Here is a 24,407-nt window from a genome sequence, read left to right as displayed (position 1 = left end):
ATTACTCCCTAAAAGGGATGGCTAAGTTTCTGATATGAGCTTCTTTCTCTCTCCAGTCTTTTAGTGTTTTTACCCAAAGGTCTAAGTATATCCTCTTTCCTAAAAGGAACTCTAATTCTTCTCTTGCAAGGGTGCCTATCTTTTTCAACATCTGGCCTTGTTTCCCTATGATGATACCTTTTTGAGAATCTCTTTCGATAAATATCGTTGCCTGGATATAAAGCAAGTTTTTTTCTTCGTCTTTCTTTATCTGTTCCACTTTAACCGCGGTACTATAGGGTATTTCCTGATAGGTTAGTTGGAAAATTTTTTCTCTAATTATCTCTGCCACCAGAAGACTTAAAGGTAAATCGGTAACCCTTTCTGGTTCATAATAAAAAGGACCTTCTGGCAAGAGTTTCACCAACTCATCGATGATCCTTTCGATTCCATCATTTTTCAAAGCAGAAACTGGGATGATGGCCTTAAAGTCGTGTAGTTTAGAAAAATAGTCTATCATAGGAAGAAGTTCGCTTTTTTTGATAAGATCTATTTTATTTAAAACCAAGATGGTAGGCTTGTTGGCTTTTTTGATGATGTCTAAAAGTCGTTCTTCTTCAGGTAATCTATGGGTCACATCTACTACCCATAAAATGATATCTACTTCTTCTAAAGCCTCTAAAGCTTCTTCTACCATCATTTTATTAAAAAGAGACTTTGCGTCATGGATCCCTGGAGTATCTATGAAAACTATTTGATAGTTATCTTGGGTAAGAACACCTCTTATGTTAAACCTGGTAGTTTGCGGTTTTGGACTTACGATAGAGACCTTAGTGCCTATTATATGATTTAATAAAGTTGATTTTCCAACATTAGGGAACCCCACGATAGCCACAAACCCAGATCTGGTTTTAGACTCTTTTGTTTCCTCAAAACTTTTAGTTTCTACACTCATATGTAAACACCTCGGTATTTAAAATTTTTCTATTTAAAACAAACCTCTTTCCACAAACAGTCTATACAAGCTTTATGTTTCCATTCATCCCAAACCTTAGAAAGCTTGGTTTTTACCTCTGCTTTTTCTATCAAAAAACCTGGTTTTAAGTTAAGAAGCTCTAAGGCTAAACGATCTTTTTGAGGTATCTTATCACTAAGTTTACAAACTTGGCCTTCAAGATAAGGGCAGGCTTTACAAACCACGTCAGGGCCTTCAACGATAACCACAGGAGATTTTTCCCAAGCCTCAACCACCTTGTTTAGGTTTTCTACAAAAGCTTCATTATATCCTAAACCTTTGTAGAATTGTAAACAAATTAGATGATGCCCTCTAAGCTCCACCTTTTATATACTCCTCCTTTTCTTCTGTCTTCAATTGTTTTAAAGCTTTTTTGGCTGCAAGATTTTCTGCTTCTTTTTTCGAAGGGCCCTTGCCTTTACCTAAGATTTGTCCATTTATTTTTACCACCACCTCAAACTTAGGGTTATGAGGAGGTCCAGAAACAGAAACTACTTCATATTCAGGTCTTTCGTGATACTTACTTTGTAAAAACTCCTGTAGTTCTGTTTTGTAATCATATCCTATAGTCTTTGGTAACCTTAATAAATAAGGTTTAAACCATGTTTTAACCTTTTCACAGGCAACTTCAAGCCCACTTTCTAAAAAGATAGCCCCTATAAGGGCTTCTAAAGCTCTAGCAGCTATATTCTCTTTGCTTTTTAAGTCGAGGTGTTGCTCCCTTTTACCTAAATAAAGGTAGTCTAAAAGATTTAATTTTTTGGCTACCTTTATCAAGGTTGCCTTACACACAAGGTATGCCCTTTTTTTAGTAAGTACACCTTCCTGATCTTTTTGGTATTTATGAAAAATCCACTGAGAAATGCAAAGATTTAACACAGCATCTCCCAAAAACTCAAGTCTTTCGTTATCTTCTAAAACTAATTCTTTATGACTTATCTTGTAAGACCTATGGGTTAAAGCAGTCTTTAAAAGTTCTTTATTACGAAATTGAAATTCTATTATTTTTTCCAGTTCTTCTAAATCTTTTTCCATAGATTAACACCATCACCGAGCAACCAAAAAGGCATGCTTAAACCTTTGTTTTTTTAGCGTCTGTGAAAGAGCTAAGGCCTGTTGTAAATCATTGCCTAAATAAACCTGCACCCTATAGAAGATACAGTCTCCTTTAATAAAAGGTTCTATCTCCACCTTAAAGGACTCTTTTTCTAATTGTCTCTTAAATTGTAAGGCATTTTCTCTTTGTTTAAAAGATCCTACCTGAAGATAAAACTCTCCTTTATTAAAATCAGGAATAGAAGTATATACCATTTGATCGTCCTTGATTTCTCCTTCTCCCAGAGCCACGATTTTAACCTTAGCTGTTCCTTTACCGATAAGTCCCAACTCTTTAGCTGCAGCATAACTAAGGTCAAGACATCTTTCTCCTACAAAAGGACCTCTATCATTAACCCTTACCACTACCTGCTTTCCGTTTTCAAGGTTGGTGACCAGAAGATAGGTTCCCATAGGGAGTATCTTATGGGCTGCGGTATAATCATACATGTTGTATATTTCTCCACTTGCGGCAAACTCACCATGAAAACCTGGTCCATACCAGGAAGCCAAACAAACTTCTTCATATCCCTTTGCCGAAGGCAAAGGGTAGTAAGTTTTACCATTAATGGTATAAGGTTTTAACCAGCCTGGTAGGGTTGAAGAGGGGGGTGGGTGACTGTATTCATCATGAAAAACTACTGGTTTAGGAGGTTTAGCACATCCGGTAAGAAACAAACAAAAACCCAACACCCAGATTAACCTTCTTACCATAAACTATCTCTTAGCTAAGGTCTGAGCAACCTTTTTGGCAAAATAGGTGATGATAAGGTCTGCTCCTGCTCTTTTAATGGCTATCAAACTTTCAAACATGATCTTTTCTTCATCAAGCCATCCCAACTTAGAAGCAGCCTTTATCATGGCATACTCTCCGCTAACCTGATAAGCAGCCAACGGATGATTAATTTCTTGTCTTATTGTTTTTATTACATCTAAATAGGGCATAGCAGGCTTAACCATCAAAATGTCTGCACCTTCTTGAACGTCTAAATAAGCCTCTCTTAAAGCCTCTCTTATGTTGGCAGGATCCATCTGATATGACCTTCGGTCACCAAACTGAGGGGCTGACTCAGCAGCCTCCCTAAAAGGCCCATAAAAAGCCGAACAATATTTAACTGCATAGCTCATGATAGCTACGTCAGTGAACCCTGCTTCATCAAGAGCTTCTCTAATCCGCCCTACCCTTCCGTCCATCATGTCCGAAGGAGCAACTATGTCAGCACCTGCCTTGGCATGAGAAACAGCAATCTTAGCAAGTTGCTCTAAGGTGGCATCATTATCCACCGTATGATTTTTGATTATTCCACAATGTCCATGAGAAGTGTATTCACAAAGACAGACGTCTGTGATAACTACAAGGTCAGGAAACTTTTCTTTTAAAGTCCTAACAGCTTTTTGAACAATGCCATCTTTAGCATAGGCTGAACTACCTACTTCATCTTTTTTATCAGGTATGCCAAAAAGAAGAACTGCTTTAATCCCTAACTCTACCACCTGTTTTACTTCCTCTATAAGTTGATCCAAAGAAAACCGGTAAACCTCTGGCATAGATCTTATTTCTTGTTTTACCCCTTTACCCTCGCACACAAAAAGAGGATAAATCAAATCATCCACCGTAATGATGGTTTCTCTGACCAAAGAACGGATGTTTTCGTTCTTTCTTAGTCTTCTTGGTCTATACTCAGGGAAAAACATTTTTCCTCCTATTCAAAACTCAAGGCTTTTTCTAACAGATGATAAAAAATTTTCAAATCTTCCTTATAGTTTTCTGTAAGATGTATAAGGATAACTGGTTTTTTCTTTTCTACCAGAGACTTAAAATCTCCACAAGCTTGAGCGAACTGTTGATCCCAAAAGGTATACCCTTCTCCTGGGATTATCTGCTCAGGGTTTCTACCTTTTCTGGTAAAAATCATAAACCTTGAAAGAATAGGCCCACCTTTATGCATCTGTCCTGTAGAATGCAAATACCTTGGTCCAAAACCAAAAACGGTGCTACAATTTCTTCTTTCGCGAACAAGGGTCCTAAAATCCCTAAAAATGTCTTCGATCTCAGAAGTAGGCGGAAGATAAGCCAAAAATCCCACGTAACTCCAAGGAGAAAAATCCTTAAAAAACTTTTTAAGCAAAGCTGAAAACCTAGGAAACTCAATAGATATAGTATCTTCATAATAAAAACTAATACCTGTAGATTCGTCTAAATAAAGTTCTATACCAAAATCTTTATCTTGTTTAAATTTTTCTAAAAAATTTCTAGTTTTTTCCTTGGTAAGCACCACATCCGGCTCATCAAAAGGATTTAAAGTAAGAAAATAACCACAAAGGGCTATGGCTAACATCCAGCGAAAAGCTTCGGCAAAAATTTCATATCTTTCATCCAAAACATAAGTTTTTACCCTAAAACCTTCTTCTGTGAGGTCTGAGATCAACCTTTGATAAATTTTTTCTCTTCCTTTAAGGGTAAGATAGATAAAAGTTCTATCATTTCCATAAACAGTAGGAGACCCTGGAGATTCTCCTACTATGGGAACTAATCCTGTTAAGTTCTTCCCTAAACTTTCAGCTAAGAGTTGCTCTAACCATAAAGCAAAGGGCTTAAGCAATGGATCTGTAATAAAAGAAATTTTATCCTGCCCCTGCACATAAGCCTCTACCAAAAACTCAGCCAAAGAAGCAGCTAAGTTATATCCCCAAGGAATGTCTGCATGACAAGCCTCATACATCTTTTGGGCATAGCTTAAGGCTTTATTCAGATCAAGACCCATCAAAGCAGCAGGTAAAAAACCAATTTCAGAAAGGGCGGCATATCTTCCACCTATACAAAGAGGATGGGGGAAAACCTTTCTAAAACCAAGCTCTTTAGCCAGTTCTTCAAGAGGAGATCCCTGATCGGTTAGAGCTACAAAATGATTACCAGGGTTTAAGCCCTTTTCTTCTAATTTCTGCCAAAAATACTTTAAATGAGAAAGGGTCTCTAACGTAGTCCCCGATTTAGAAACGATAAAAAATAAGGTTCTTTCTAACGGTAAGTTTTCTACTTGCTTAATAATCTCTGGGTCGTTGGTATCAACCACCAAAAATTGAGGATAGCCTGGCTGAGGACCAAACATCTGACCTAACACCAACGGAAAAAGAGCAGAACCACCCATCCCACACCAAACTATGTGAGAAAACTCACTTTTTACCTCTTCTGCAAAAGCCTGATAATTTTTTATTTTGGGTAGAATAGGAGTAACTCCGTCTATCCAATCTAAACGTTTTTTTATCTTTTCTTGAATTGCTGGGTCAGAGCTAAAAAGAGAGGCATCTTTTTGAAACAACCTTTGTAAAAGTTCTTGCTTTTGTTCGTTAGACAGGGTTCTCGGACGTTTGATGTGTCCAAAATCTCGATAAGTTTTAACAATCTTGGGAGGTTGAGACATTTAAAACTCCTTTTGGGTTGATTTATCCAAGTATTTTAAGAAAAAAGAACGATTTGTCAAGCCAATCAGAGGGCATCCAAAAATACTTTATCGTTCTAATACAAAAGGACTGACTATTTCTTAGCCCTTAGTTTTACCTTACAGCTCTTTGATCTATGGTAACTTCTGCTATATACAAAATTTTTTATGTCAGAAAATCAAAAAAGAGAATAAAATTTTTTAGACCTCTACACGTTGAGGGTTGCATTTTTAGAAATATATGTTATCTTTATGTTTATAACGTGGGGCTGTAGCTCAGCACGGTTAGAGCGCCTGCCTGTCACGCAGGAGGCCGCGGGTTCAAGTCCCGTCAGCCCCGCCATTTTTTCTACACACCTTAACTGTTGGTCCTTTTTTAGTTCATATACTTAAGATACTAATTAAAACCTTTAAAGGCTTGACAATTGTTTAGTTCCTTGAGTTGACTTTATCTAACTTTATCTAAAGTTGGCTTATTCTTTGTAAATACTTGTCCATATCAAACTTTCTCCTAAGTCTGTATCTGATTTTTCCAAAAATTTTTCTTTCTGGCCAAGGATGGTCGCAAGTTCCAAAACACCAAGATATTCCCAAATATCCATTTGGGTCCTTTCCATCTAAGGAGTACTTAAATAACAGGCTATGTTAAAGGCTTCTTTAGGGTGAGCTGCCCACTCGATCAACTTTTTACACCAATACATTCTCATGTAGTTATGCATTTTCCCAGTCTTCAGAAGTTCCTTTTGTGCAGCACTCCAATAACTATCATGGGTGTTGGCTTCTTCTAAATCCTTTAGGCTATATAAATATTCTCGCCTGTCGTTTAAGTGTTCTTCTAAAGTCTGTCTGGCCCAATTGGGGATTCCTTCAAACTCGTTGTACAAGGGGTTGTAATAGCAAAAGTTGCGTGCAAGTTCTCTCCACACTATCAGTTCGTTAAAAAAAAGCCTCTACATTTTCATCCCTTTTGTCATAAAACTTAAGAACTTCTAAAACAACCCTAACTGGAGATATTTGTCCAAAATGCAAGTATGGGCTTAAGTCTGATTGATAGTTATAACCAGGGTTTGATCGAAGGGCCTTATACCTGTGAAGCCTTTCTCTTATAAAAGTTTCTAATCTATTAAAAGCTTCCTCCTCTCCCCCACGAAAATGTTTGCTTACTTCTTCTACGCTTTTATCTATATTTAATCTCTTGATTAGTTCTTCGACCTCTTTTGGATGTTCTTCGTTAAAACCAAAGTGTCTCATCTGTCTCAGGAAAAAAAGGGCTTTTATGGCTTGAGTAAGGCCAGGGAAATCATCACTCACCATTACCATAACCCTCTTTTAACTCCCCTCTTTATCAAATCATTAAGTATCTGAAGCCAGTCCTCCTTCGTCTCTGAACCAAAATAAATGTAGATATTATAAATAACTGCTTTTCTGATTCTGTTGGCTTCGGTATCTTTTATCTGAGTATGATAAGCGTCTATAAACATAGCAAACAAATTTTCTGGCAATTCTTTGGTTTTTAATTCTTTGGCTTGGTTATACAATTCTTCTTTAATTTCTTCTATTTGTTCTGGAGAGTAGGGGAGTTTCATAGATTGCAAGAGGGCTTTGATTTTATTGGGGGAGTAGCTTTGGAGAACGAGGTTAAGGATAAAGTCCTAGAAGGATTCATCAGCTTTTTGCCATTCAGGAGGAAGAATAGCAGGTCTGAATTCAGATCTTCTATCTCTTGGGACAGAGATACCAAGGTTACCTAAGAAACAGGCAAGTTGTCTTTCATAGTAACCATTAGCTTTATTATCAATACTATCTCTAAGGAATATTTCTCTTTCTTTTTTCATGAGAGCGTTTAAGAGGAGTGCAGCAGCCATTTTGATACCCTCTTTTGATTCAATTTTTGAGATTTCACTTAAAACTTTTTCTAAATCTAAGTCTAAGTTTTCCATTTTACAGACCTCCTGGTTAGTTTAGTCTTTTAGGTTTTATGTTATCATTAATTTAAAAAATATTAAAAATTTTTATTATGCCTCTAAAATATTTTATTAAGCCACACAATTTATATTCTACTCCCAAAAGTAACTAAGGAATATGATTTTTAAAGTCTGCAAATTACAGGAAAATTTTTGATTTTATTCTCTATCAGCAAATTTACAGACCTCGTAGTTAGTTGACTTTTTTAAGTTTGATGTTATCGTTATAATTAAAATTATATTCTAATCCTAAAATTCCTTCACAGGAGGAAAACCATGTTTGAAAGGAAAATAAACATCTATGAGGTGTTTGAGGTTAAGGGTAGAGGAATCTGTTATTTTGGGGTAGGTGCTCTAAAGAAGATGAAAGACATCGCAAAGGAACTTGCAAGCCAAGACATTAAGCGAGTGCTTGTAGTCACGGGTAAAAGCGCCTATAGAACTTGCGGGGCCTGGGACGTGGTGGTGAAGTGCTTTAACGAGACAGGAATAGAATATATCCATTACGACGGAATTACTCCCAATCCCACAGTGCAAGAGATAGACCAGGCAGTGAAGCTTGGGCTTGAGTTTGGGGCTCAAGCTGTTCTCGGGATCGGCGGAGGTAGTCCAATTGATTCCGCCAAGGCGGTAGCGGTACTCCTTGAGCATCCTGGAGTGTCAGCGGAGAAACTTTTCACCGGTGAATTCATGCCGGAGCGGGCAAAGCCCATCCTTGCCATCAACACCACGCACGGAACAGGCACAGAAGTCGACCGTTATGCAGTGGCCTCAATAGTTGAAAAAGGCTACAAGCCTGGTATAGGGTTTAATTTCACTTATCCCCTTTACTCCATTGATGACCCAACGCTCACAACCTCTCTATCTTACGAGCAGACCCTCTACACCACCGTTGATGCTCTCAATCACGTAATTGAGGCTTCCACTTCACAGCTTCGCAACCCATACACCGTTCTTCTTGCCAAGGAGACTGTGAGGATCATCGCTCACTATCTACCTCAAGCCTTAATCAAGCCTGATGACCTAAACGCCCGTTACTGGTTGCTCTATGCGTCAATGCTTGCTGGGATAGCTATTGACACAAGCATGACGCATCTCACTCACGTGCTTGAACACCCTCTAAGCGCGCTGAAACCAGAACTTGCTCATGGCCACGGACTTGGAATTCTCCTTCCTTCAGTGCTGTTGGAAATCTATCCTGCTATGCCTGAGATCCTTGCGGAAGTCTTAAGTCCCATCGTCCCTGACCTTCTTGGCATCCCTGGAGAGAATGAAGAAGTGGCCTTTGCCGTTGAAGGATGGTTAAGAAACCTCGGTCTCAGGGAAAGGCTTTCAGAAGTTGGTTTTTATGAGGAGGATGTAGAGAAGCTGACTGAACTTGCCATGTCTACTCCACTTTTGAATCAGGGCTTGTTAAACGCTCCCGTAAAGGTTAATGAGGACCTTATAAGAAATATCTATCTTAACTCGCTCTAAGGAGAGAAATTAAAAAGCCTTGAAGAATTGGATCCCCCCACCTGACCCAATCTTCTTTACTCCTGGTGGGGGTTGGTACAACTCCAAGTCCCCCTTGTCAAAGGAGCATTTAAAAATAAAGCCTCTTGTTCTGCAGGGGCATCATATGTTTATACACCTTATATTAAAATATACTTCAAGCATAAATTAAAGAATAAAAAAGGGCTCCTCTAAAAGATAGATAGAATGTGTAATTTAGCATTAACCTCAAGAATAGGTATTTTCAGAGATTTAATACCTTAGGTGTCAGTCAAACCAAAATCTTGCCGAATTTATACAGTCTTTGAAGTCTCTAAACCTTTCAGAAAATGAGAAAAAAGAAATAAGATTATGTTATTCTTCTGATGAGACTAACGTTATAGCTATACTGAAAACCCTCAGACCTATCTCCTATTTTCTCTCTTTGTTAGAACATCAGGTATATTTTGAAATATTGAAGAACAATCGCTTAACGATTTACTTTCAACCTATCGTTGACCTTAAAAACCGAAAGATTTATGGGTTTGAATGTCTAACAAGGGGGGTTAAGGGAAACGGTGAGATTTTAAGCCCAGGATATCTCTTTGAAGCTGCTCGGGTTACAGATACTCTTTTTTACCTTGATAGAAGTTGTAGAGAAACAGCCATCAAATTAGCAGCTGTAAAAGGTCTTAAAAACTATAAAGTTTTTATAAACTTTCTTCCTACAGTCATCTATGACCCTCAATTTTGCTTGCAAAGCACCATCAAATGGGCCTATCAACTCGAGTGGATTCCAGATAACCTTGTTTTTGAGGTAGTTGAAACTGAGAAAATAACAGACCTTTCTCACCTAAGAAACATACTTGATTACTACCGAAAAAATGGATTTCAAGTAGCCCTTGACGATGTAGGCACAGGTTATAGCTCGCTTGATGCTCTTATTAATCTGTATCCAAATTACATAAAAATAAGTCGAGAACTAATCAGGGAAATACATCTAAACCCTATCAAAAGAGACCTCTTTAAGGCCTTGGTTGAGGTAGCCACAGCTCATAACATCTTAGTGCTTGCTGAAGGTGTTGAAACCTTAGAAGAAGCAAAAAGCTTATATAATTTAGGTATCTATCTTATGCAGGGATTTTTGTTTGCTAAACCCAATCCAGAACCAATATATGAATTACCTATGTTAAAAAACTTCACACTTTAACAAATCTTATTTCTAAAAAATAAAATTAAGACTTGAATTTTTTATGGAATCTGATAACTTTATCTAAACTTTTAAAAGTTAACTTAGGTTTACATAATTTATGCCATCCATTTCAGAGCTATTTTTTTTATTTAAAAAATTTTGTGTATTTTTCTTTCGTCCCTCAAGTTTAATTTTTTTGTTCTTATTAACTGTAAGTATATATGTTATTCTTGGTAAAAGGAGAGGAAGAAGAAGATTTTTTCTTTTTGTAGCAGTTGCCTTATACTATCTTTCAACTACTCCATTTTTACCTTACTTTCTTTTAAAACAGTTAGAAAAAAACTATCCTGTACCTTCTCAACAAGAAATAACAAAGGCTGAGAAGATAATAGTTTTAACAGGAAGGATTTACGGTCAAAAAGACCTTTCTTTAGAAGAAAGGTTTAGTAAAGAGACTTTAGTTAGATTTTTTAAAGCTTTAGAGTTAAAAAAACTTTATCCTGAAAAAAAAGTTATAATTGTTGGAGGGTCATACGAAACCCCTGACTCTAAGGGAGCTTCTTATCTCAAAGAATTTGCTAACAAATTAGGTTATCAGGTAGAGGCTGTGGATATCCCTTTAGATACAGAAACCAGCGTGAAAGCTATTAAAAATTTACTCCATTCTCCAGAAGAGAAGTTTCTTTTGTTAACTTCTGCCTATCACCTTCCAAGAACTATGCTACTTTTTAAAAAAGAAGGATTATTTCCTATTCCTTATCCTACAAACTATAACCATAAACTTTGTAAGCCCGAACTCTCTGTTACTACCTTTTTCCCAAACGACCTTTATCTTAACCTGACCAATCTGGCATTTCATGAATATCTCGGTCTACTCTTTTATAAACTTAAGTACATATTCTTTTAAAATTGAGGTAAAAATGGAGAAACTAAAAGAAAAAGTCTTAACGATAGGAGAAAGTTCAAGAAAGACTCAAGAAGAGTTTTTAAGGACTGAAGCTACTAAGATTGTTGAAGTGGTGCTGTTAGCTAAGGAGGTAATCCTTCAAGGTGGGAAAATTTTAATTTTTGGTAACGGAGGAAGTGCAGCTGATGCACAGCATTTAGCAGCAGAATTAGTAAACAGGTTTAAAAAAGAAAGAAGACCTCTTCCAGCAATCGCCCTCACCACCGATACGTCAATCCTTACCGCCGTTTCTAACGATTATGACTTCTCTCAGGTGTTTGTAAAACAAATTTTAGCCTTAGGAAAAAAAGGAGATTTAGCTTTAGGAATTAGCACCAGCGGGAATTCTCCCAATGTTATAGAAGGCTTAAAGGTTGCTAAGGAGCTGGGACTTTATACCGTGGGGTTAACCGGAGGCACTGGAGGTAAGATGAAGGCTTTTTGTGATCATCTGATAGTTGTACCAAGCAAAGAGACCCCTCGTATCCAGGAAGGTCACTTGCTTTTCCTTCATCTTTTTTCTGAATTGCTCGAAGATCTTCTTTTTCCTAAATAACCATGCTTTTAGCTATAGAAACCTCTTGTGATGAAACAGGGGTGGCTCTTTTTTCCGAAGATGGAAAACTTATTTCTCACCTCCTCTACTCTCAAGTAGCTATTCATTCTCCTTTTGGCGGGATTGTACCAGAAATTGCCTCAAGAAAACAACTTGAGGTGCTTTATCCTCTTATTAAAGAACTTTTAAAACAGAATAATATCGAAATTTCACAACTCAAAGCTGTGGCAGCTACTTTTGGGCCAGGATTGATAGGTTCTCTTTTGGTAGGTGTGTCCTTGGCTAAAGCGATTAGTTTTGCCCTTAAAATACCTCTTATCGCGGTAGACCATCTCCAGGCCCACCTTTTAGCAGTATTTTTAGAAAAGGAAATAGAGTTTCCTTTTATAGGATTACTTGTGTCTGGAGGACATACAGCCCTCTTTTTAATAAATTCTTTTTTTGAATTTTATGTCATCGGACATACTAAAGATGACGCAGCAGGAGAGGCTTTTGATAAAGTAGCCAAACTCTTAGGATTACCTTATCCCGGAGGGCCGATAATAAGTCAACTGGCTGAAAAAGGAGATCCTAAGGCTATAAATTTACCAAGACCTTTATTAGAAGATAAATCTTTAGATTTTAGCTTTTCTGGGCTTAAAACAGCTGTGTTAAACTACATAAAAAATCATTCTTACAGGGTTGAAGACCTTTGTGCCGGGTTTGAAGAGGCTGTATGTGATGTGTTAGTTTATAAAACCTTTAGAGCCGTCGACCTTTTTAAAGTGCCAAGAGTGGTAGTAGCAGGTGGGGTAGCTGCTAACAAAAGATTGAGGCAAAGGTTTAGAGAAAAGGCCTTTAATACTGGAGTTGAGATCTATTTTCCCTCCTTAGAATTTTGTACAGACAACGCAGCCATGGTAGGTCTGCTAGGTTATAAACAATGGCAAGAAAAAAAATATGCAGACCTAAATACAGAAGCTTATGCTAGGGCTGTTTTTAAAAAACTTTCTATTCCTTAACCTCTTCTTTTATCCCTAACTCTTTTATCTTCTTTTGAAGATAAGCACGCTCTATTCCTATCTCTCTTGCGGTATGAGAAATGTTTCCTCCATACTCTAAAAGCTTTCTTTTAATAAACTCTTTTTCAAAAAGTTGTTTAGCAGACTTAAAATCTTTTTCTCTAAACCAAGGTTGGTCTTGAGAAGAAAAATAATCCTTTCTTTTTAAAAGACTTTTAAAATCTTCAGGAAGGTCTTCATAACCTATCTCTCTTTTGTTTGAAAGAATGACCAACCTTTCTATAAAATTTTTTAACTCTCTTACGTTTCCTGGCCAATGATATTCCATCAAAGCAGAAAGGGCATCCGGTTTAAGATATTTTCTCCCTGAGGCTGTTTTATAACTCATCTCTTCTAAAAATTCTTCTACCAAAACAGGTATATCTTCTTTTCTTTCTCTTAACGGAGGTATATAAATAGGAAAGGCATTAAGGCGGTAATAAAGGTCTTCTCTAAAAGAACCTTTTTTTATACACTCTCTTAAATCTTTATTAGTTGCTGCAATAATCCTTACATCGACCTCTATAGAACGTGTTCCTCCAAGCCTTTCAAACTTTTTCTCTTGTAAAACCCTTAAAATTTTGGCCTGAGAAGGGAGGCTCATATCTCCTATTTCGTCAAGAAAAAGGGTTCCACGATTAGCAAGCTCTAATTTTCCTGCCTTTGAGGTAAAGGCACCGGTAAAAGCCCCTCTTTCATATCCAAAAAGTTCGGCTTCTATAAGAGTATCAGGTATAGCAGCACAATTGACCTCTACAAAGGGTTCTTTAGCTCGATTAGAATAAAAATGAATAAGTTTAGCCACTACCTCCTTTCCAACTCCTGATTCTCCTAAAATAAGGACAGTAGTATCAGTTGGGGCTACTTTATAGATAATCTCTCTTAGGGATTCAATCGCAGAAGAAACCCCTGTTAATTTAACCTCGCCAAGAAGCTTTTCTCTTAATCTTTTGTTTTCTTCTTCTAAGGAACTAACCTTTAATGCATTCTCTAAAGTAACAATTATTCTTTCGTAAGACAGAGGTTTTTCTATAAAATCAAAAGCTCCCATCTTAATAGCTTTAACTGCTGTCTCTATGGTACCATGACCTGAAATAACAATAACCGGTAAATACGGATACAATTTTTTGATAGTAGCTAAAATCTCAAGTCCGTCTGCATCCTTCAGCCAAAGGTCTAAAAAAACCGCATCTGGAGGCCTAAGATTTATTTCTTTTAGAAAATCTTTAGCATAGAGAAAAGTCTTAACTTTATAGTTCTCATCTTTAAGAATGTCTTCTAAAACTTCTAAAATTCCTATTTCATCATCAACTATCCAAATCTCTTTCATATTTTATTAAAATATGACTTTGTTTCAGAAAATGTCAAGAAAATCTTAACTTAAATAGGTATCAAGGAACATCATGGTAAGGAATCCTAAGCCAAACCCCAAGGAAGAATAATCTGTGTTTGCAGCCTTTTGAGCCTCAGGAAGAAGCTCCTCTATGGTTACAAACATCATAGCACCAGCGGCAAAACTTAAAGAATAAGGCAAAAAATAAAACGAGTAAGATACCACCCCAAAGCCTATCAAAGCAAAAATCGGTTCAACCACGGCTGAAAGAAAACTCAAAGTAAAAGCCTTAGGCTTAGACATGCCACTTAATTTAAGGGTTAAACCTAAGGCTAATCCTTCTGGTATATTCTGTATCCCTATACCTAAAGCCAAGTTTATGACCTCTTGGATAAGATATCCCTCTTGGTTTATACTACCAAAAGCAACCCCGACAGCCAATCCCTCAGGGATATTATGCAAAGTAATGGCTAAAAAGACCAAAGCACTAACGTTTAAAGAAACCTTAAAACCTTCTGTTTCCTCCTTAGAACTAAAAAGATGTAGGTGAGGAACCATCAAATCAAGTAACCTTAAAAATAAAACTCCTAAAACAAATCCTATACCTACCGAAACGAAAGAAGGGAGAGTTAAATTTTTAGCCATCTCTAAAGCAGGAGTTAACAAAGACCAAAAGCTTGCTGCTATCATTACCCCAGCTGAAAAACCTAAGGATACAGAGAAAAACTTAGGGTTTGGTCGTTTTAACAAAAAAACTCCTAAACTTCCGATGCCTGTAGCAAACCAAGTAAACATCCCTGCTAAAAGTACGTAAAACATGTCAATAACCTTACCTCTGAGGATGGTTTTTATAAGACGGAGCAGGTTTTTGGGGTAAATACTCTATCTTCGGGTTAAACACCGCGTTAAAGATACTTTTTTTAATTCTTGGATCAAGAGAGTAAACATGCTCCTTAAGCCATTGCTCTAAAAACTTTCTCTTGGTTTTATCAGAAAAAGGGCAAGGGTTCTCTAAAATCTCCCAACCTTGGGCTTTTACAAATCTTGAGAGCATATCTTTTTCTACAAAAATAAGAGGCCTTATAAGATAAACCTTTCCTTTAAACATCTCCTGAACAGGCAAAATGGTAGAAAGTTCTCCGTGATAAAAAAGGTTGATAAAAAAAGTTGTCAAAAGGTCATCTTTATGATGCCCAAAGGCTATCTTGTTTGCCTTCCAGGTTTCAGCTAACTTAAAAAGATGTTTTCTTCTATGCCAAGAACAAACAAAGCAAGGAGAGGTAATCTTTTTTTCCGCAACCTCTAAAGCCTGCTCCCCACAGTTAGTTTTTTCTACAAAAAATTCTATATCTAAACCCTGACAAAATCCTTCAAGCCACTTAACTCCCCTGTTATAAACTTCTTTATCACAGGGAAATCCCATGTCTAAATGCACACCTATCAACCTGTAGTCTGCTCTTAACTTTTTTCTCCATTCACTTAAAAAATAAGCCAAAGCTAAACTATCTTCTCCCCCAGACATAGCCACTATGATTACATCCTCAGAGGATAACATTTGATATCCAAAAATAGCCCTCCCTACCAACCGTTTTATCTTGTTATAAAGGCTCATATCAAGTCTTTATAATATTAAAAAGGGATTTTTATCTCTGGGTTTAAAAGATTTTCAGGGTCAAATACCTTTTTAAGACCTCTCATAAGTTCTAACTGAAGAGGGGTTAGTTCCCATGCTACAAATGAGCGTTTTACATAGCCTATGCCATGTTCACCAGAAAGGGTTCCTTTCAGGTTTAAAACCTCTTTTAAAATAGCCTTCCTTAAGGACTTAGCCTCTTCTTCCTTTTCTGAAGAAAAAAGAAGATTTACATGAAAATTTCCGTCCCCAGCATGACCAAAACAGCATACATAGATCCCCTTTTCTTCTTCTAACTTCCTGATCTTCTTTAAAAACTCTTTCATGTTTCGTCTTGGTAAAACCACATCATCTGAAATCTTTCTTTCCCCTAACACCCTTACCGAAGGAGAAACCGCTCTTCTTATCTCCCAGAGGGATTCTATTTTTTCTTCTGTATCAGCTTTATGGTAAAAAATTCCTTTCATTTGATATAACTCCTCTACCTTTTTCAGCTCTTTCTTAACCGACTCTACCGTTCCGTCTAGCTCTAAGAAGAGAAGAGACTTTACCTTTTTGTCATGTAGTTCTATTTGTTTGTTTTTTGATAAAGCTAAAAGAGTGGTCTTGTCTATAAATTCTGCAGAAGCAGGAGTGATAAGGGCTTTCAAAAGCTCTGAGATGATTTCTAACGGTTCTTCTTCTTTCTCATGGTACGATAACAAAAGGACCCTTGTTTCTGGTAAAGGCACAACCTTTAAGACTATCTCAGTAAAAACCCCTAAGGTACCTTCAGACCCCACAAAAAGAGGGGTAAGATTATAACCAACTACTCCCTTAAGGGTCAATGGACCTGTCCAGAATATCTTCCCTCCTGGCAATCCTACTTCTAAAGCTAACACATAGTCTTTAGTTGTTCCATACTTAAGACCTCTTGGGCCTCCTGCCCCTGTGGCTACATTTCCTCCTATCGTAGAGTAATTATAACTTGCCGGGTCAGGGGGATAAAAAAGGCCAAACTTTTTTAGATAGTTTTTAAGTTCTCCATTAAGTACACCAGGTTGAACCACAACTATCCTTTCTTCTAAGTTTAGTTCTAAAATTCGGTTCATACGCTCAAAAGACAAAATAAGACCCTGTGTATGAGAAACCGCACTACCTGTGGTTGCAGTCCCAGCACCTCTTGGTACCAAAGGTATTTTATATTCTGCGATAAGTTTTAAAACATCTACTACCTCTTCTTTTCTTTCAGGAAAAACTACCGCTAAAGGTACCCCGATAGCCGCAGAAGAATCAAACGAATAAGCTATAAGGTCTTTTGGTTGAGTAAAAACCTTATTCTCTCCTAAAATATCTTTCAGTCTCGAAAGAAATTTAGAGAAAGATTTCATCTGAGGTTTCAAATTCGGTATCTAAATTCTTATCGTTCAACTCTAAGCTAATTTCTTTTACTAGATAATCGAGTTTTGTTCTTAATGTAACATCCTTCTGTATTTTTTGCTCAAAGGTTTTAAGATTATAGATGATCGTAGAGTGTTGTTTTTTAAAAATCTGCGAAATGTCTTTTAGAGGCTTTTTAAGAACATTTCTAAGAAGATAAATAACTACCTGACGTGAAAGGGAAAGATCTTTTCTTCTGGAAGAGGAAAAAAGGTCTTCTTTAGGTATACCAAAAAATCTACAGGTAGTTTCTATGATAAAATCCACTGAATCAGAACTATCCTTCAAACCTATTTCCTCGATAAGTTCTTTGGCTAAGGTTAAAGAAACAGGTTCTTTTAATAAAGAAGCCCTAGCAATAAGCCCTAAAACTACACTTTCTATCTGCCTCACGTCCCCCCTTACTTTTCTTGCTAAATATTCTATTACTTCGTACCCTAAGTTATATCCTAATTTTTTAGCTTTATGTTTTATAATCTTTTTGCGGGTTTGAAAATCTGGTGCGTTAAGTTTAATGATTAGCGAAGAATTTAACCTTGACCTAAGAGAACTTTCTATACTGTTTAGTTCCTGTGGCATCTTGTGGGAAGTAAAGATTACAGTCTTTCCCTGGTCTAAAAGATAGTCTAAAAGAAAAGCAAGTTCATTCTGAGTATACTCTTTCCCCGCAAAGAAATGGATACCCTCTAACAACAAAACCTCACAATACTCTTTAAAGTGTTCTTTAAAAGTTTCTATCATCCCAGATTTAAGATACTTTATCATATAGTTTAAAAAATCTTGGGCAGTAAGATAGTATACTCGATTAAACCCTCGACTAAAGAGACTATTTCCTACTGCTTGGGTAAGATGAGTTTTACCTAAACCAAAGTTCCCATAAAGATAAATCAAATATCCCTTCGGCCTTTCTTCTGCTACTTGATAGCAAATATTATAAGCAAATTCATTACATTTCCCTACCACAAAATCCTCAAAGGTATATTTAGGACTGAGTTTTCTTCCTATCAGACTTACAGGATTATAAGGTATGATTAACTGCTCTGCCTTAGGGATTTCACGTACTACAAATCCATATCCTGTCAACCCATATTCTGCTGTTACCTGGTTTAATAAGGTTGAATAGTTTTCCTCTATCCAGTTTTTAGTAAACTCGTTTGGAACCTCCAGAATAAGCTTCCCATCAACCACCTCTCCGTTAGTAGCCTCAAACCATACCTTAAATATAGGCTCTGGTAACAACTCCTTTATCTTCCCTTTAACTAAAGACCAGCTAACAAACATAATACCTCCCCATACTTCTTAAGTGAGTATCTTAAGTGACCAAAAAGATACTAAAGATTCTTAATTTTTAAGACCTCTATCCTGTATTATTTAATTTAAACAAAGTCCTTGAGATTTTCAAATTTTAGAAAAGATGGTTTAGGTCGGTTTTTATTTTTTATTTTAATTTTTCTTTTTAACGAAAAATCAAATAGTTATAAAAAAGCAACCAGTGAACTTTAGTAAGGATAAAGGATTTAAGGTTAAGTTTTTATTAAAAGCCAAGGGGATAGTTTTTAACATCTCTTTTTTTCTTTACCGTTTTCTGTTTTTTGTTTTTTTTCTTTTTTTTTAGTTTTTAACATAAAAGTAGAGGGTTAAAACAACATACAGTTAACTATATATTAAAACAAGCTATATATTGTAAATCACTCTTTTTAACAAGGGGTGGGTTTGTTTTATAGCAATCCTTTCTCTTTACAGGACATCTATTTAAAAAAACACATCTATTAGAAGTAAAAGGGTTAAGTTCTACTTCTATTTCGGGAATTACCTGAGAGGAAGCAAAGGGATCAAGATAAGACTGTATAAGAAGCTCGGTATACGGATGATGGTTAAGACGTTTCAAAAAACTTTTATGGCATAGCTCTACCAAAGTCCCGAAATATATTACCCCTATCCAGTCAGCAAGATAAAAAACCACAGGCAAGGAATGGCTTATTAAAAGATAGCTTAGTTGGTAACGTTCTTTTAAAGTTTTCATAAGTTCAAGGATTTGTGCTTGAATGGTTACGTCTAACGCAGAGGTTGGCTCATCAAGCACTAACAACTCAGGGTTAACCATCAAAGCCCTGGCTAAAGCTACTCTTTGACGCTGGCCTCCGCTTAACTCATGAGGATATTTTTCTAACACTGAATTATCAAGCCCTACCTGGTTTAAAAGCTCTTGAGCCTTACTTAATCCCTCTTTTTTATCAGGACTTACGTTAATGAGATAGGGTTCTAAAAGGGCTTCTTTTATCTTATAACGAGGATTTAAAGATGAATAAGGGTCTTGCAAAACAGCCTGAACCTTCGGCCTTAAGGCTTTATAGGTTTTTCTATCAAGATTTTTCAAAGAAATACCAAACCAAAAAACTTCTCCCTCGTCTGGGGTTTCAAGGCCTAAGACTATTTTTCCAAGGGTTGACTTACCACATCCACTTTCCCCTAAAATCCCTAACACCTCCCCTTTTTCTATCTTTAAACTCACCCCTCTTAAAGCCACTACTTTATAAGTTTTTAACCCCCCTAAAACCTTTACATGATAGGTCTTCCATATATTTTTAACTTCCAGTATAGGTTTATTCATACCTAAAACATCTCACCCAATGTTGAGGAACAACCTCTAACAATTGAGGATGATAAGTTTTACCTTTTTCACAGGGATTATCACAACGAAGCTGATAATAACAACCTTCGGGCTTTTTAGAAAGTTCTACCACCCCTCCTTTTAAATCTACCTTAAACTTCCCTTCTTTAGGATAGGAGTTTATTAAAGCCTGCGTATAGGGATGTAAAGGAGTAAGAAATAACCTTTCTATCGGTGCAAGCTCTACTATTTCTCCTGCATAAAAAACAGCAACCCTGTGAGCTATCCATCTTATAACCCCTAAATCATGAGAAATAAAAACTATCGTTAAACCTCTTTCTCTGTTTAGTCTTTTTAACAAGTTTAAAACCTGTATTTGCAAGGTTGGGTCGATGGCAGTAGTAGGTTCATCGGCTACCAAAATTTCAGGATCTCCGGCAAGAGCTATGGCTATCATTATCCTTTGTCTCAACCCTCCAGAAAGCTGATGGGGATAACTTTTTAATCGTATCTCTGGGTCTGAAATCCCAACTTCTCTTAAAAGATCCACCATCTTCTCGAAACGTTCTTTCTTAGTAAGCTCAGGTCGATGGGCTTTAAAGACTTCCTCTAATTGTTCTTTGATAGATAAAACCGGGTTTAAGGAACTTAAAGGATCTTGTAAAATTATAGCGACTTTTTTACCTCGTATTTGACAAAGTTCTTTCTCTTTTAAAGAATAGATAGGAATTCCATCTATCCAAACTTCGCCTGAATAGTAAGAAATTCCGGGAGGAAAAAGTCTAAGGAGAGAAAACCCTGTTAAGGTTTTCCCACATCCACTTTCTCCTAAAACTCCAAGGACCTCACCTTTTTTGACCTCAAAACTTACCTTTTCTACTAAAGGAACGCGCTTATAGGTTAACCCTAAGGTAAGGTCCTTTACTACTAAAAAAGGATTCACCCTCTAAGTCTCCAGAGAAACCTCTCTGGTAAAACCTATCTTCAACCTCCAGAACAAGCTTTTATCTCAGCAGCCATGATTTCATAGGGAGTAGCTGGTCTTGCCTCTAACACTTTAAGAGTAATCACCACATTTTTACCTGCGGCAGGATGGTTGAAATCTGCTTTTATTTTATCCCCGTTGACCTCAAGGACTTTAAACGAAATCCTTGCTCCATAAGGACTTACTTCATCATACCATTCCCCTACCTTTACTTTTTCCGGATGCTTAAGACTGCTCATCTCTACCTCTTTTATTAAATAAGGAAGATGTGGCCCATAAGCTGACTCAGGAGGAAGCACTATTTTAACTTCGTCTCCTTCTTTTTTACCTAAAATCGCCTCTTCTATAACCTTAGGAATAGGCTCCCTTCCTAAAATAAAAGAGGTTTCAAGCCCCTGAGAAAACCATTCTGGAGCTTTTTCCTCTTCAAGACCTAAACGATAGAAAATTTTAACATAAAAATCTTCTCTAATTTCTCCCATACTTTCCCCCAATAAATTTTAGTATTTTACTAAAAAATTTAACCATGCTTTAATAAAAATTCAAGCAGAGCCATATGAAACCACATCTTATTTTCTGCTTGATCCCAAACTACGGAATATTCACCTTCTAAAACTTCTTCTGTAATTTCTTCTCCTCGATGAGCTGGCAAGCAGTGTAACACGATAGCCTCTGGACTGGCAAGCTTTATAAGGTCTGCGTTAACTTGATAGGGTTGAAAAACTTTTTTTCTGGTTTGAGCCTCTTCGTCTTGCCCCATACTAATCCAAACATCAGTATTGATAACGGTAGCCCCTTTTACCGCTTCTTTTGGGTCGTGTAAGATTTCTATCTGTAAATTATACTTTTGTTTTAACTCTTCTATAAAATCCTTAGGTGGTTCATAGCCCTGAGGAGAAGCTACAGTGATTTTAAAACCAAGAACTGCGGCTGCTTCTATCCAGGAACAAGCCACGTTGTTTCCATCACCTATCCAAACCACCTTTTCTTTAGCAAGATCTCTGCCTTTTTCTATTACCGTTAAAATATCAGAAAGGGCTTGACAGGGATGATGAAGGTCAGAAAGCCCATTAATTACAGGAATGGTTGCATACTTGGCAAACTCTTCTATCGTCTGATGGCTATAAGTTCTTAAAACAATAGCGTCTAAATACCTGGAAAGAACCCTTGCGGTATCCTTGATGGGCTCTCCTCGAGCAAGCTGTAAGTCTCTTGAAGAAAGAAATAAACTATTTCCACCCAGTTTTATCATCGCTGATTCAAAAGAAAGACGCGTTCTGGTAGAGGGTTTTTCAAAAATCAACCCCAATATTTTACCTTTTAAAGAATCCTGAGGGTAGCCCTTGGTTTTAAACTCAAGAGCTCTTGATAATAAAATCCAAATCTCCTCTCTATCGAAGTCACAAACTCTTAAAAAATGTCTCCTCTTCATATTTTTTACCCCTTATGATAAACTATCAAAATTTTTCTACTAAAAACTATAGAATTTTTTAATTTTTAAACATATTTTTTTGATTTTGTAAAGTGTTTTTTCAAAAATTTTTACCTTTGAGGTAAAAGGTCTTTCTGCCATTAAATTTCTCCAGTTAAATGGTTTTTCAGATTTGTGATTTTTTTAACAAGACACTTTATTTTTTTTTATAATCATAGTAAATTATTTCAAATAAAATAGAATAATTAAAAACGAGGTGGGACATGGTTGAGATTAGATTGCATGGAAGAGGTGGGCAGGGGGCAGTTACCTCTGCTGAGCTTATCGCGGTTGCTGCCATCTCCCAGGGAGATTATGCCCAAGCCTTCCCAAGTTTTGGCCCTGAAAGAAGGGGAGCTCCTGTTCAAGCCTTCGCAAGAATCGACAAAAACCCTATCCGCTCAAGAGAAAAAATCTATGAACCTGACGTAATCCTCGTCCTTGACCCTACCCTACCCAAAATCGTTAACGTAACCCAAGGCCTTAAACCCTCTGGTATCGCCATCCTTAACTCCCATCTCCCTGAACCTGAACTCCGTAAACTCCTTCATAACTTCCAGGGTAAAATCGCTGTCGTTGATGCTACCAAAATCGCCATCGAAGAACTGGGACTACCCATCACCAACACCACCATGCTCGGTGCCTTCCTTAAAGCTACAGGTCTTGTCTCTCTTGATGCCATCGAACAAGCTATCACCGCTCGCTTCGGTCGCTTAGCCGAAAAAAACATCAAAGCCCTCAAAAGGGCTATCGATGAAACCAAAATCTATTAAAAGGAGTTAAGCCATGCCAAAAGATCAGGGTCTTATGGGCTGGAAAGAACTTGCACCTGGTATGTATATCCTCGAACCAGGTAACTCTAAAAAATTTAAAACCGGTGACTGGAGAGCCTTTAGGCCTGTCCTTGATAAAGAGAAATGCATCAAATGCGGTATGTGCTACATCCTCTGCCCTGACATCTGCTATCAACAAGACCAGGATGGCTTCTTCATCTGTAATCTTTTCTACTGCAAAGGCTGCGGCATCTGTGCCGCTAACTGCCCTAAAAAAGCCATTACTATGGTCTTAGAGGAGGAATAACATGACTAAAAAAGTCGCCAAAGAAGTCTCTGTTGCCGTGGCTGAGGCTGTCGCACAATGCAACGTAGACGTCATCTCAGCCTACCCCATTACCCCTCAAACCCACATCGTAGAACACCTCGCTGAACTTGTTAACAACGGTGAACTCGATGCCGAATACATCCCTGTTGAATCAGAACACGCTGCCATGAGTGCCTGTATCGGGGCTGCCGCAACAGGTGCTCGTACCTTCACCTCTACCTCTGCTCAAGGCCTGCTCCTCATGTATGAAAACCTCTTCATCGCATCTGGTCTACGCCTCCCTATCGTCATGGCTCTTGTCAACCGCTCAGTCTCAGCACCTATCAGCATCTGGAACGACCACTCTGATGTGATGTCCATGAGAGATGCTGGCTGGATCCATTTCTTTGCTGAAAACGGTCAAGAAGCCGTTGACCTCATCTACCATGCCTATAAAGTCGCCGAAAAAGCCCTGCTTCCTGTTGCCGTAAACATCGATGGATTCATCCTCTCCCATGTGGTCGAACCTGTCACCTTCTTAGACCAAAACTTACTCGATAAATACCTACCACCCCTTAAAATGAAATACAAACTTGACCCCAAAAACCCTATAACCATAGGTGCTATCGGTGTCCCTGAAATCTATACTGAAGCTAAAAAAGCTCAGGATGAGGCCCTTAAAGCCAGCTATAAAATAATCCTTCAAGCCTGGAAAGATTTCGAAAAACTTACCGGAAGAAGGTATCTCCCTGTTGAAACCTATCAGATGGAAGATGCTGAGGTAGCTATCGTCATCATGGGTAGCCTTGCTGAAAACGCCATGAATGCCGTTGATATCCTCAGGGCTAAAGGTAAAAAAGTAGGTGTGGTAAGAATCAGACTCTGGAGACCCTTCCCCACCAAAGACTTCCTTAAAGCCATCGGTAAAGTCAAAGCCCTTTGCGTGGTTGACAGGGCTGTCAGTCATGGTGCAACAGGGGGCCCAGTAGGTATAGAGGTACGCTCTGCCCTGTATCAATCCAACAAAAGACCTCGTGTCCTTAACCTGATTGCCGGTCTTAGCGGTAGAGATGTTACCAAAGAAGACTTTGTTGAAATCTTCGAAAAAACCTTTGAAACCTTAAGTAAAAAACCAACCACACCATATGAAATCTACGGTGTAAAGGAGTAAGCCT

General features: G+C 37.5%; 25 protein-coding genes, 1 tRNA gene and 1 pseudogene. 9 read left to right on the top strand and 18 right to left on the bottom strand.

Annotated elements, in window-relative coordinates; all coding sequences use genetic code 11:
• Window position 1 precedes the first annotated feature (1 nt).
• Genes era through HL41_RS02250 form a run of 6 tightly spaced genes read right to left on the bottom strand, consistent with a single transcriptional unit; the run spans window position 2 to window position 5,511 of the window.
• Complete coding sequence (gene era / locus HL41_RS02275; protein ID WP_038061085.1) at window positions 2–934, bottom strand: GTPase Era; 933 nt, start codon at window positions 932–934, stop codon at window positions 2–4.
• Window positions 935–963: 29 nt separating this feature from the next.
• Entirely contained in the window at window positions 964–1,317 is a 354-nt protein-coding gene (locus HL41_RS02270) for a DUF1284 domain-containing protein (protein WP_038061083.1), read from the bottom strand.
• Entirely contained in the window at window positions 1,307–2,029 is a 723-nt protein-coding gene (rnc, locus tag HL41_RS02265; RefSeq protein ID WP_038061080.1) for a ribonuclease III, read from the bottom strand. The genes HL41_RS02270 and rnc overlap by 11 nt, the downstream gene beginning before the upstream one ends.
• A gap of 12 nt (window positions 2,030–2,041) precedes the next feature.
• Entirely contained in the window at window positions 2,042–2,803 is a 762-nt protein-coding gene (locus HL41_RS02260; RefSeq protein ID WP_038061078.1) for a septal ring lytic transglycosylase RlpA family protein, read from the bottom strand.
• A gap of 3 nt (window positions 2,804–2,806) precedes the next feature.
• Window positions 2,807–3,784 carry a porphobilinogen synthase gene (gene hemB / locus HL41_RS02255; RefSeq protein ID WP_038061076.1) on the bottom strand — a complete coding sequence of 326 codons (978 nt, stop codon included), beginning with the start codon at window positions 3,782–3,784 and terminating at the stop codon, window positions 2,807–2,809.
• Window positions 3,785–3,792: 8 nt separating this feature from the next.
• Window positions 3,793–5,511 carry a phosphoheptose isomerase gene (locus HL41_RS02250; protein ID WP_038061074.1) on the bottom strand — a complete coding sequence of 573 codons (1,719 nt, stop codon included), beginning with the start codon at window positions 5,509–5,511 and terminating at the stop codon, window positions 3,793–3,795.
• Window positions 5,512–5,794: 283 nt separating this feature from the next.
• Between HL41_RS02250 and HL41_RS02245 the strand changes: the two genes are divergently transcribed.
• Window positions 5,795–5,872: transfer RNA gene (locus tag HL41_RS02245), tRNA-Asp, on the top strand.
• A 130-nt stretch (window positions 5,873–6,002) separates the two neighbouring features.
• Here HL41_RS02245 and HL41_RS09470 read toward each other — a convergent pair.
• The 3 genes and pseudogenes from HL41_RS09470 to HL41_RS09700 form a co-directional block, all read right to left on the bottom strand.
• Window positions 6,003–6,146 carry a hypothetical protein gene (locus HL41_RS09470; protein WP_158506215.1) on the bottom strand — a complete coding sequence of 48 codons (144 nt, stop codon included), beginning with the start codon at window positions 6,144–6,146 and terminating at the stop codon, window positions 6,003–6,005.
• Window positions 6,147–6,455 carry a hypothetical protein gene (locus HL41_RS08970; protein WP_051754449.1) on the bottom strand — a complete coding sequence of 103 codons (309 nt, stop codon included), beginning with the start codon at window positions 6,453–6,455 and terminating at the stop codon, window positions 6,147–6,149.
• 337 nt (window positions 6,456–6,792) lie between these two features.
• Window positions 6,793–7,469: pseudogene (locus HL41_RS09700) on the bottom strand (transposase); the annotation flags it as partial.
• Window positions 7,470–7,769: 300 nt separating this feature from the next.
• Here HL41_RS09700 and HL41_RS02225 point away from each other — a divergent pair.
• The 5 genes from HL41_RS02225 (at window position 7,770) to tsaD (ending at window position 12,661) form a co-directional block, all read left to right on the top strand.
• Window positions 7,770–8,969 (top strand): iron-containing alcohol dehydrogenase, encoded by a 1,200-nt coding sequence (locus HL41_RS02225; protein WP_038062726.1) that lies wholly within the window; start codon window positions 7,770–7,772, stop codon window positions 8,967–8,969.
• Window positions 8,970–9,291: 322 nt separating this feature from the next.
• Complete coding sequence (locus HL41_RS02220) at window positions 9,292–10,176, top strand: EAL domain-containing protein (protein ID WP_022856123.1); 885 nt, start codon at window positions 9,292–9,294, stop codon at window positions 10,174–10,176.
• Window positions 10,177–10,354: 178 nt separating this feature from the next.
• Window positions 10,355–11,065, top strand: a complete 711-nt coding sequence (locus tag HL41_RS08960) for a YdcF family protein (RefSeq protein ID WP_158506214.1) — start codon at window positions 10,355–10,357, stop codon at window positions 11,063–11,065.
• Window positions 11,066–11,078: 13 nt separating this feature from the next.
• Window positions 11,079–11,660: a D-sedoheptulose 7-phosphate isomerase gene (locus tag HL41_RS02210; RefSeq protein ID WP_038062731.1), complete on the top strand. Its 582-nt coding sequence runs from the start codon at window positions 11,079–11,081 to the stop codon at window positions 11,658–11,660.
• A gap of 2 nt (window positions 11,661–11,662) precedes the next feature.
• Window positions 11,663–12,661, top strand: a complete 999-nt coding sequence (tsaD, locus tag HL41_RS02205) for a tRNA (adenosine(37)-N6)-threonylcarbamoyltransferase complex transferase subunit TsaD (protein WP_000922704.1) — start codon at window positions 11,663–11,665, stop codon at window positions 12,659–12,661.
• Here tsaD and HL41_RS02200 read toward each other — a convergent pair.
• From HL41_RS02200 to argF, 9 genes are all read right to left on the bottom strand, one after another.
• Complete coding sequence (locus HL41_RS02200; protein ID WP_038062735.1) at window positions 12,651–14,030, bottom strand: sigma-54-dependent transcriptional regulator; 1,380 nt, start codon at window positions 14,028–14,030, stop codon at window positions 12,651–12,653. The two genes, tsaD and HL41_RS02200, sit on opposite strands and share 11 nt — an antisense overlap.
• Before the next feature lie 45 nt (window positions 14,031–14,075).
• Window positions 14,076–14,852, bottom strand: coding sequence for a ZIP family metal transporter (locus HL41_RS02195; RefSeq protein WP_038062737.1), 777 nt, complete (start codon window positions 14,850–14,852; stop codon window positions 14,076–14,078).
• A gap of 10 nt (window positions 14,853–14,862) precedes the next feature.
• Window positions 14,863–15,645, bottom strand: a complete 783-nt coding sequence (locus HL41_RS02190; RefSeq protein ID WP_051754447.1) for a tRNA lysidine(34) synthetase — start codon at window positions 15,643–15,645, stop codon at window positions 14,863–14,865.
• 17 nt (window positions 15,646–15,662) lie between these two features.
• Window positions 15,663–17,036, bottom strand: coding sequence for an FAD-binding oxidoreductase (locus HL41_RS02185; protein WP_038062740.1), 1,374 nt, complete (start codon window positions 17,034–17,036; stop codon window positions 15,663–15,665).
• Window positions 17,020–18,366 carry a chromosomal replication initiator protein DnaA gene (gene dnaA / locus HL41_RS02180; RefSeq protein ID WP_038062742.1) on the bottom strand — a complete coding sequence of 449 codons (1,347 nt, stop codon included), beginning with the start codon at window positions 18,364–18,366 and terminating at the stop codon, window positions 17,020–17,022. Before dnaA ends, HL41_RS02185 begins: the two co-directional genes overlap by 17 nt.
• A 376-nt stretch (window positions 18,367–18,742) precedes the next feature.
• Window positions 18,743–19,696: an oligopeptide/dipeptide ABC transporter ATP-binding protein gene (locus tag HL41_RS02175; protein ID WP_038062745.1), complete on the bottom strand. Its 954-nt coding sequence runs from the start codon at window positions 19,694–19,696 to the stop codon at window positions 18,743–18,745.
• The gene (locus HL41_RS02170; protein WP_038062749.1) at window positions 19,689–20,639 is read right to left on the bottom strand and encodes an ABC transporter ATP-binding protein; all 951 of its coding nucleotides are present in this window, start codon (window positions 20,637–20,639) and stop codon (window positions 19,689–19,691) included. The genes HL41_RS02175 and HL41_RS02170 overlap by 8 nt, the downstream gene beginning before the upstream one ends.
• 41 nt (window positions 20,640–20,680) lie before the next feature.
• Window positions 20,681–21,163, bottom strand: coding sequence for an FKBP-type peptidyl-prolyl cis-trans isomerase (locus tag HL41_RS02165; RefSeq protein WP_038062752.1), 483 nt, complete (start codon window positions 21,161–21,163; stop codon window positions 20,681–20,683).
• Between the two features lie 38 nt (window positions 21,164–21,201).
• Window positions 21,202–22,113, bottom strand: coding sequence for an ornithine carbamoyltransferase (argF, locus tag HL41_RS02160; protein ID WP_038062755.1), 912 nt, complete (start codon window positions 22,111–22,113; stop codon window positions 21,202–21,204).
• A 263-nt stretch (window positions 22,114–22,376) separates the two neighbouring features.
• On the opposite strand from argF, the gene HL41_RS02155 reads away from it, so the two are divergent.
• The 3 genes from HL41_RS02155 to HL41_RS02145 are packed head-to-tail and all read left to right on the top strand — an operon-like array spanning window position 22,377 to window position 24,403.
• Window positions 22,377–22,925 carry a pyruvate ferredoxin oxidoreductase subunit gamma gene (locus HL41_RS02155; RefSeq protein ID WP_038549504.1) on the top strand — a complete coding sequence of 183 codons (549 nt, stop codon included), beginning with the start codon at window positions 22,377–22,379 and terminating at the stop codon, window positions 22,923–22,925.
• 13 nt (window positions 22,926–22,938) lie between these two features.
• Window positions 22,939–23,232, top strand: a complete 294-nt coding sequence (locus HL41_RS02150; protein WP_038549501.1) for a 4Fe-4S binding protein — start codon at window positions 22,939–22,941, stop codon at window positions 23,230–23,232.
• 1 nt (window position 23,233) lies between these two features.
• On the top strand, window positions 23,234–24,403 hold the full coding sequence (locus HL41_RS02145) for a transketolase C-terminal domain-containing protein (RefSeq protein WP_038549499.1): 1,170 nt from the start codon (window positions 23,234–23,236) through the stop codon (window positions 24,401–24,403).
• The last annotated feature ends 4 nt before the right edge of the window (window positions 24,404–24,407 follow it).

The organism is Thermodesulfobacterium commune DSM 2178 (genome assembly GCF_000734015.1).
In the GTDB taxonomy this organism is placed as follows: Bacteria; Desulfobacterota; Thermodesulfobacteria; order Thermodesulfobacteriales; family Thermodesulfobacteriaceae; genus Thermodesulfobacterium; species Thermodesulfobacterium commune.
The sequence above is the reverse complement of the archived record's forward strand: the minus strand, read 5'-3'. Positions and strand labels throughout refer to the sequence as shown.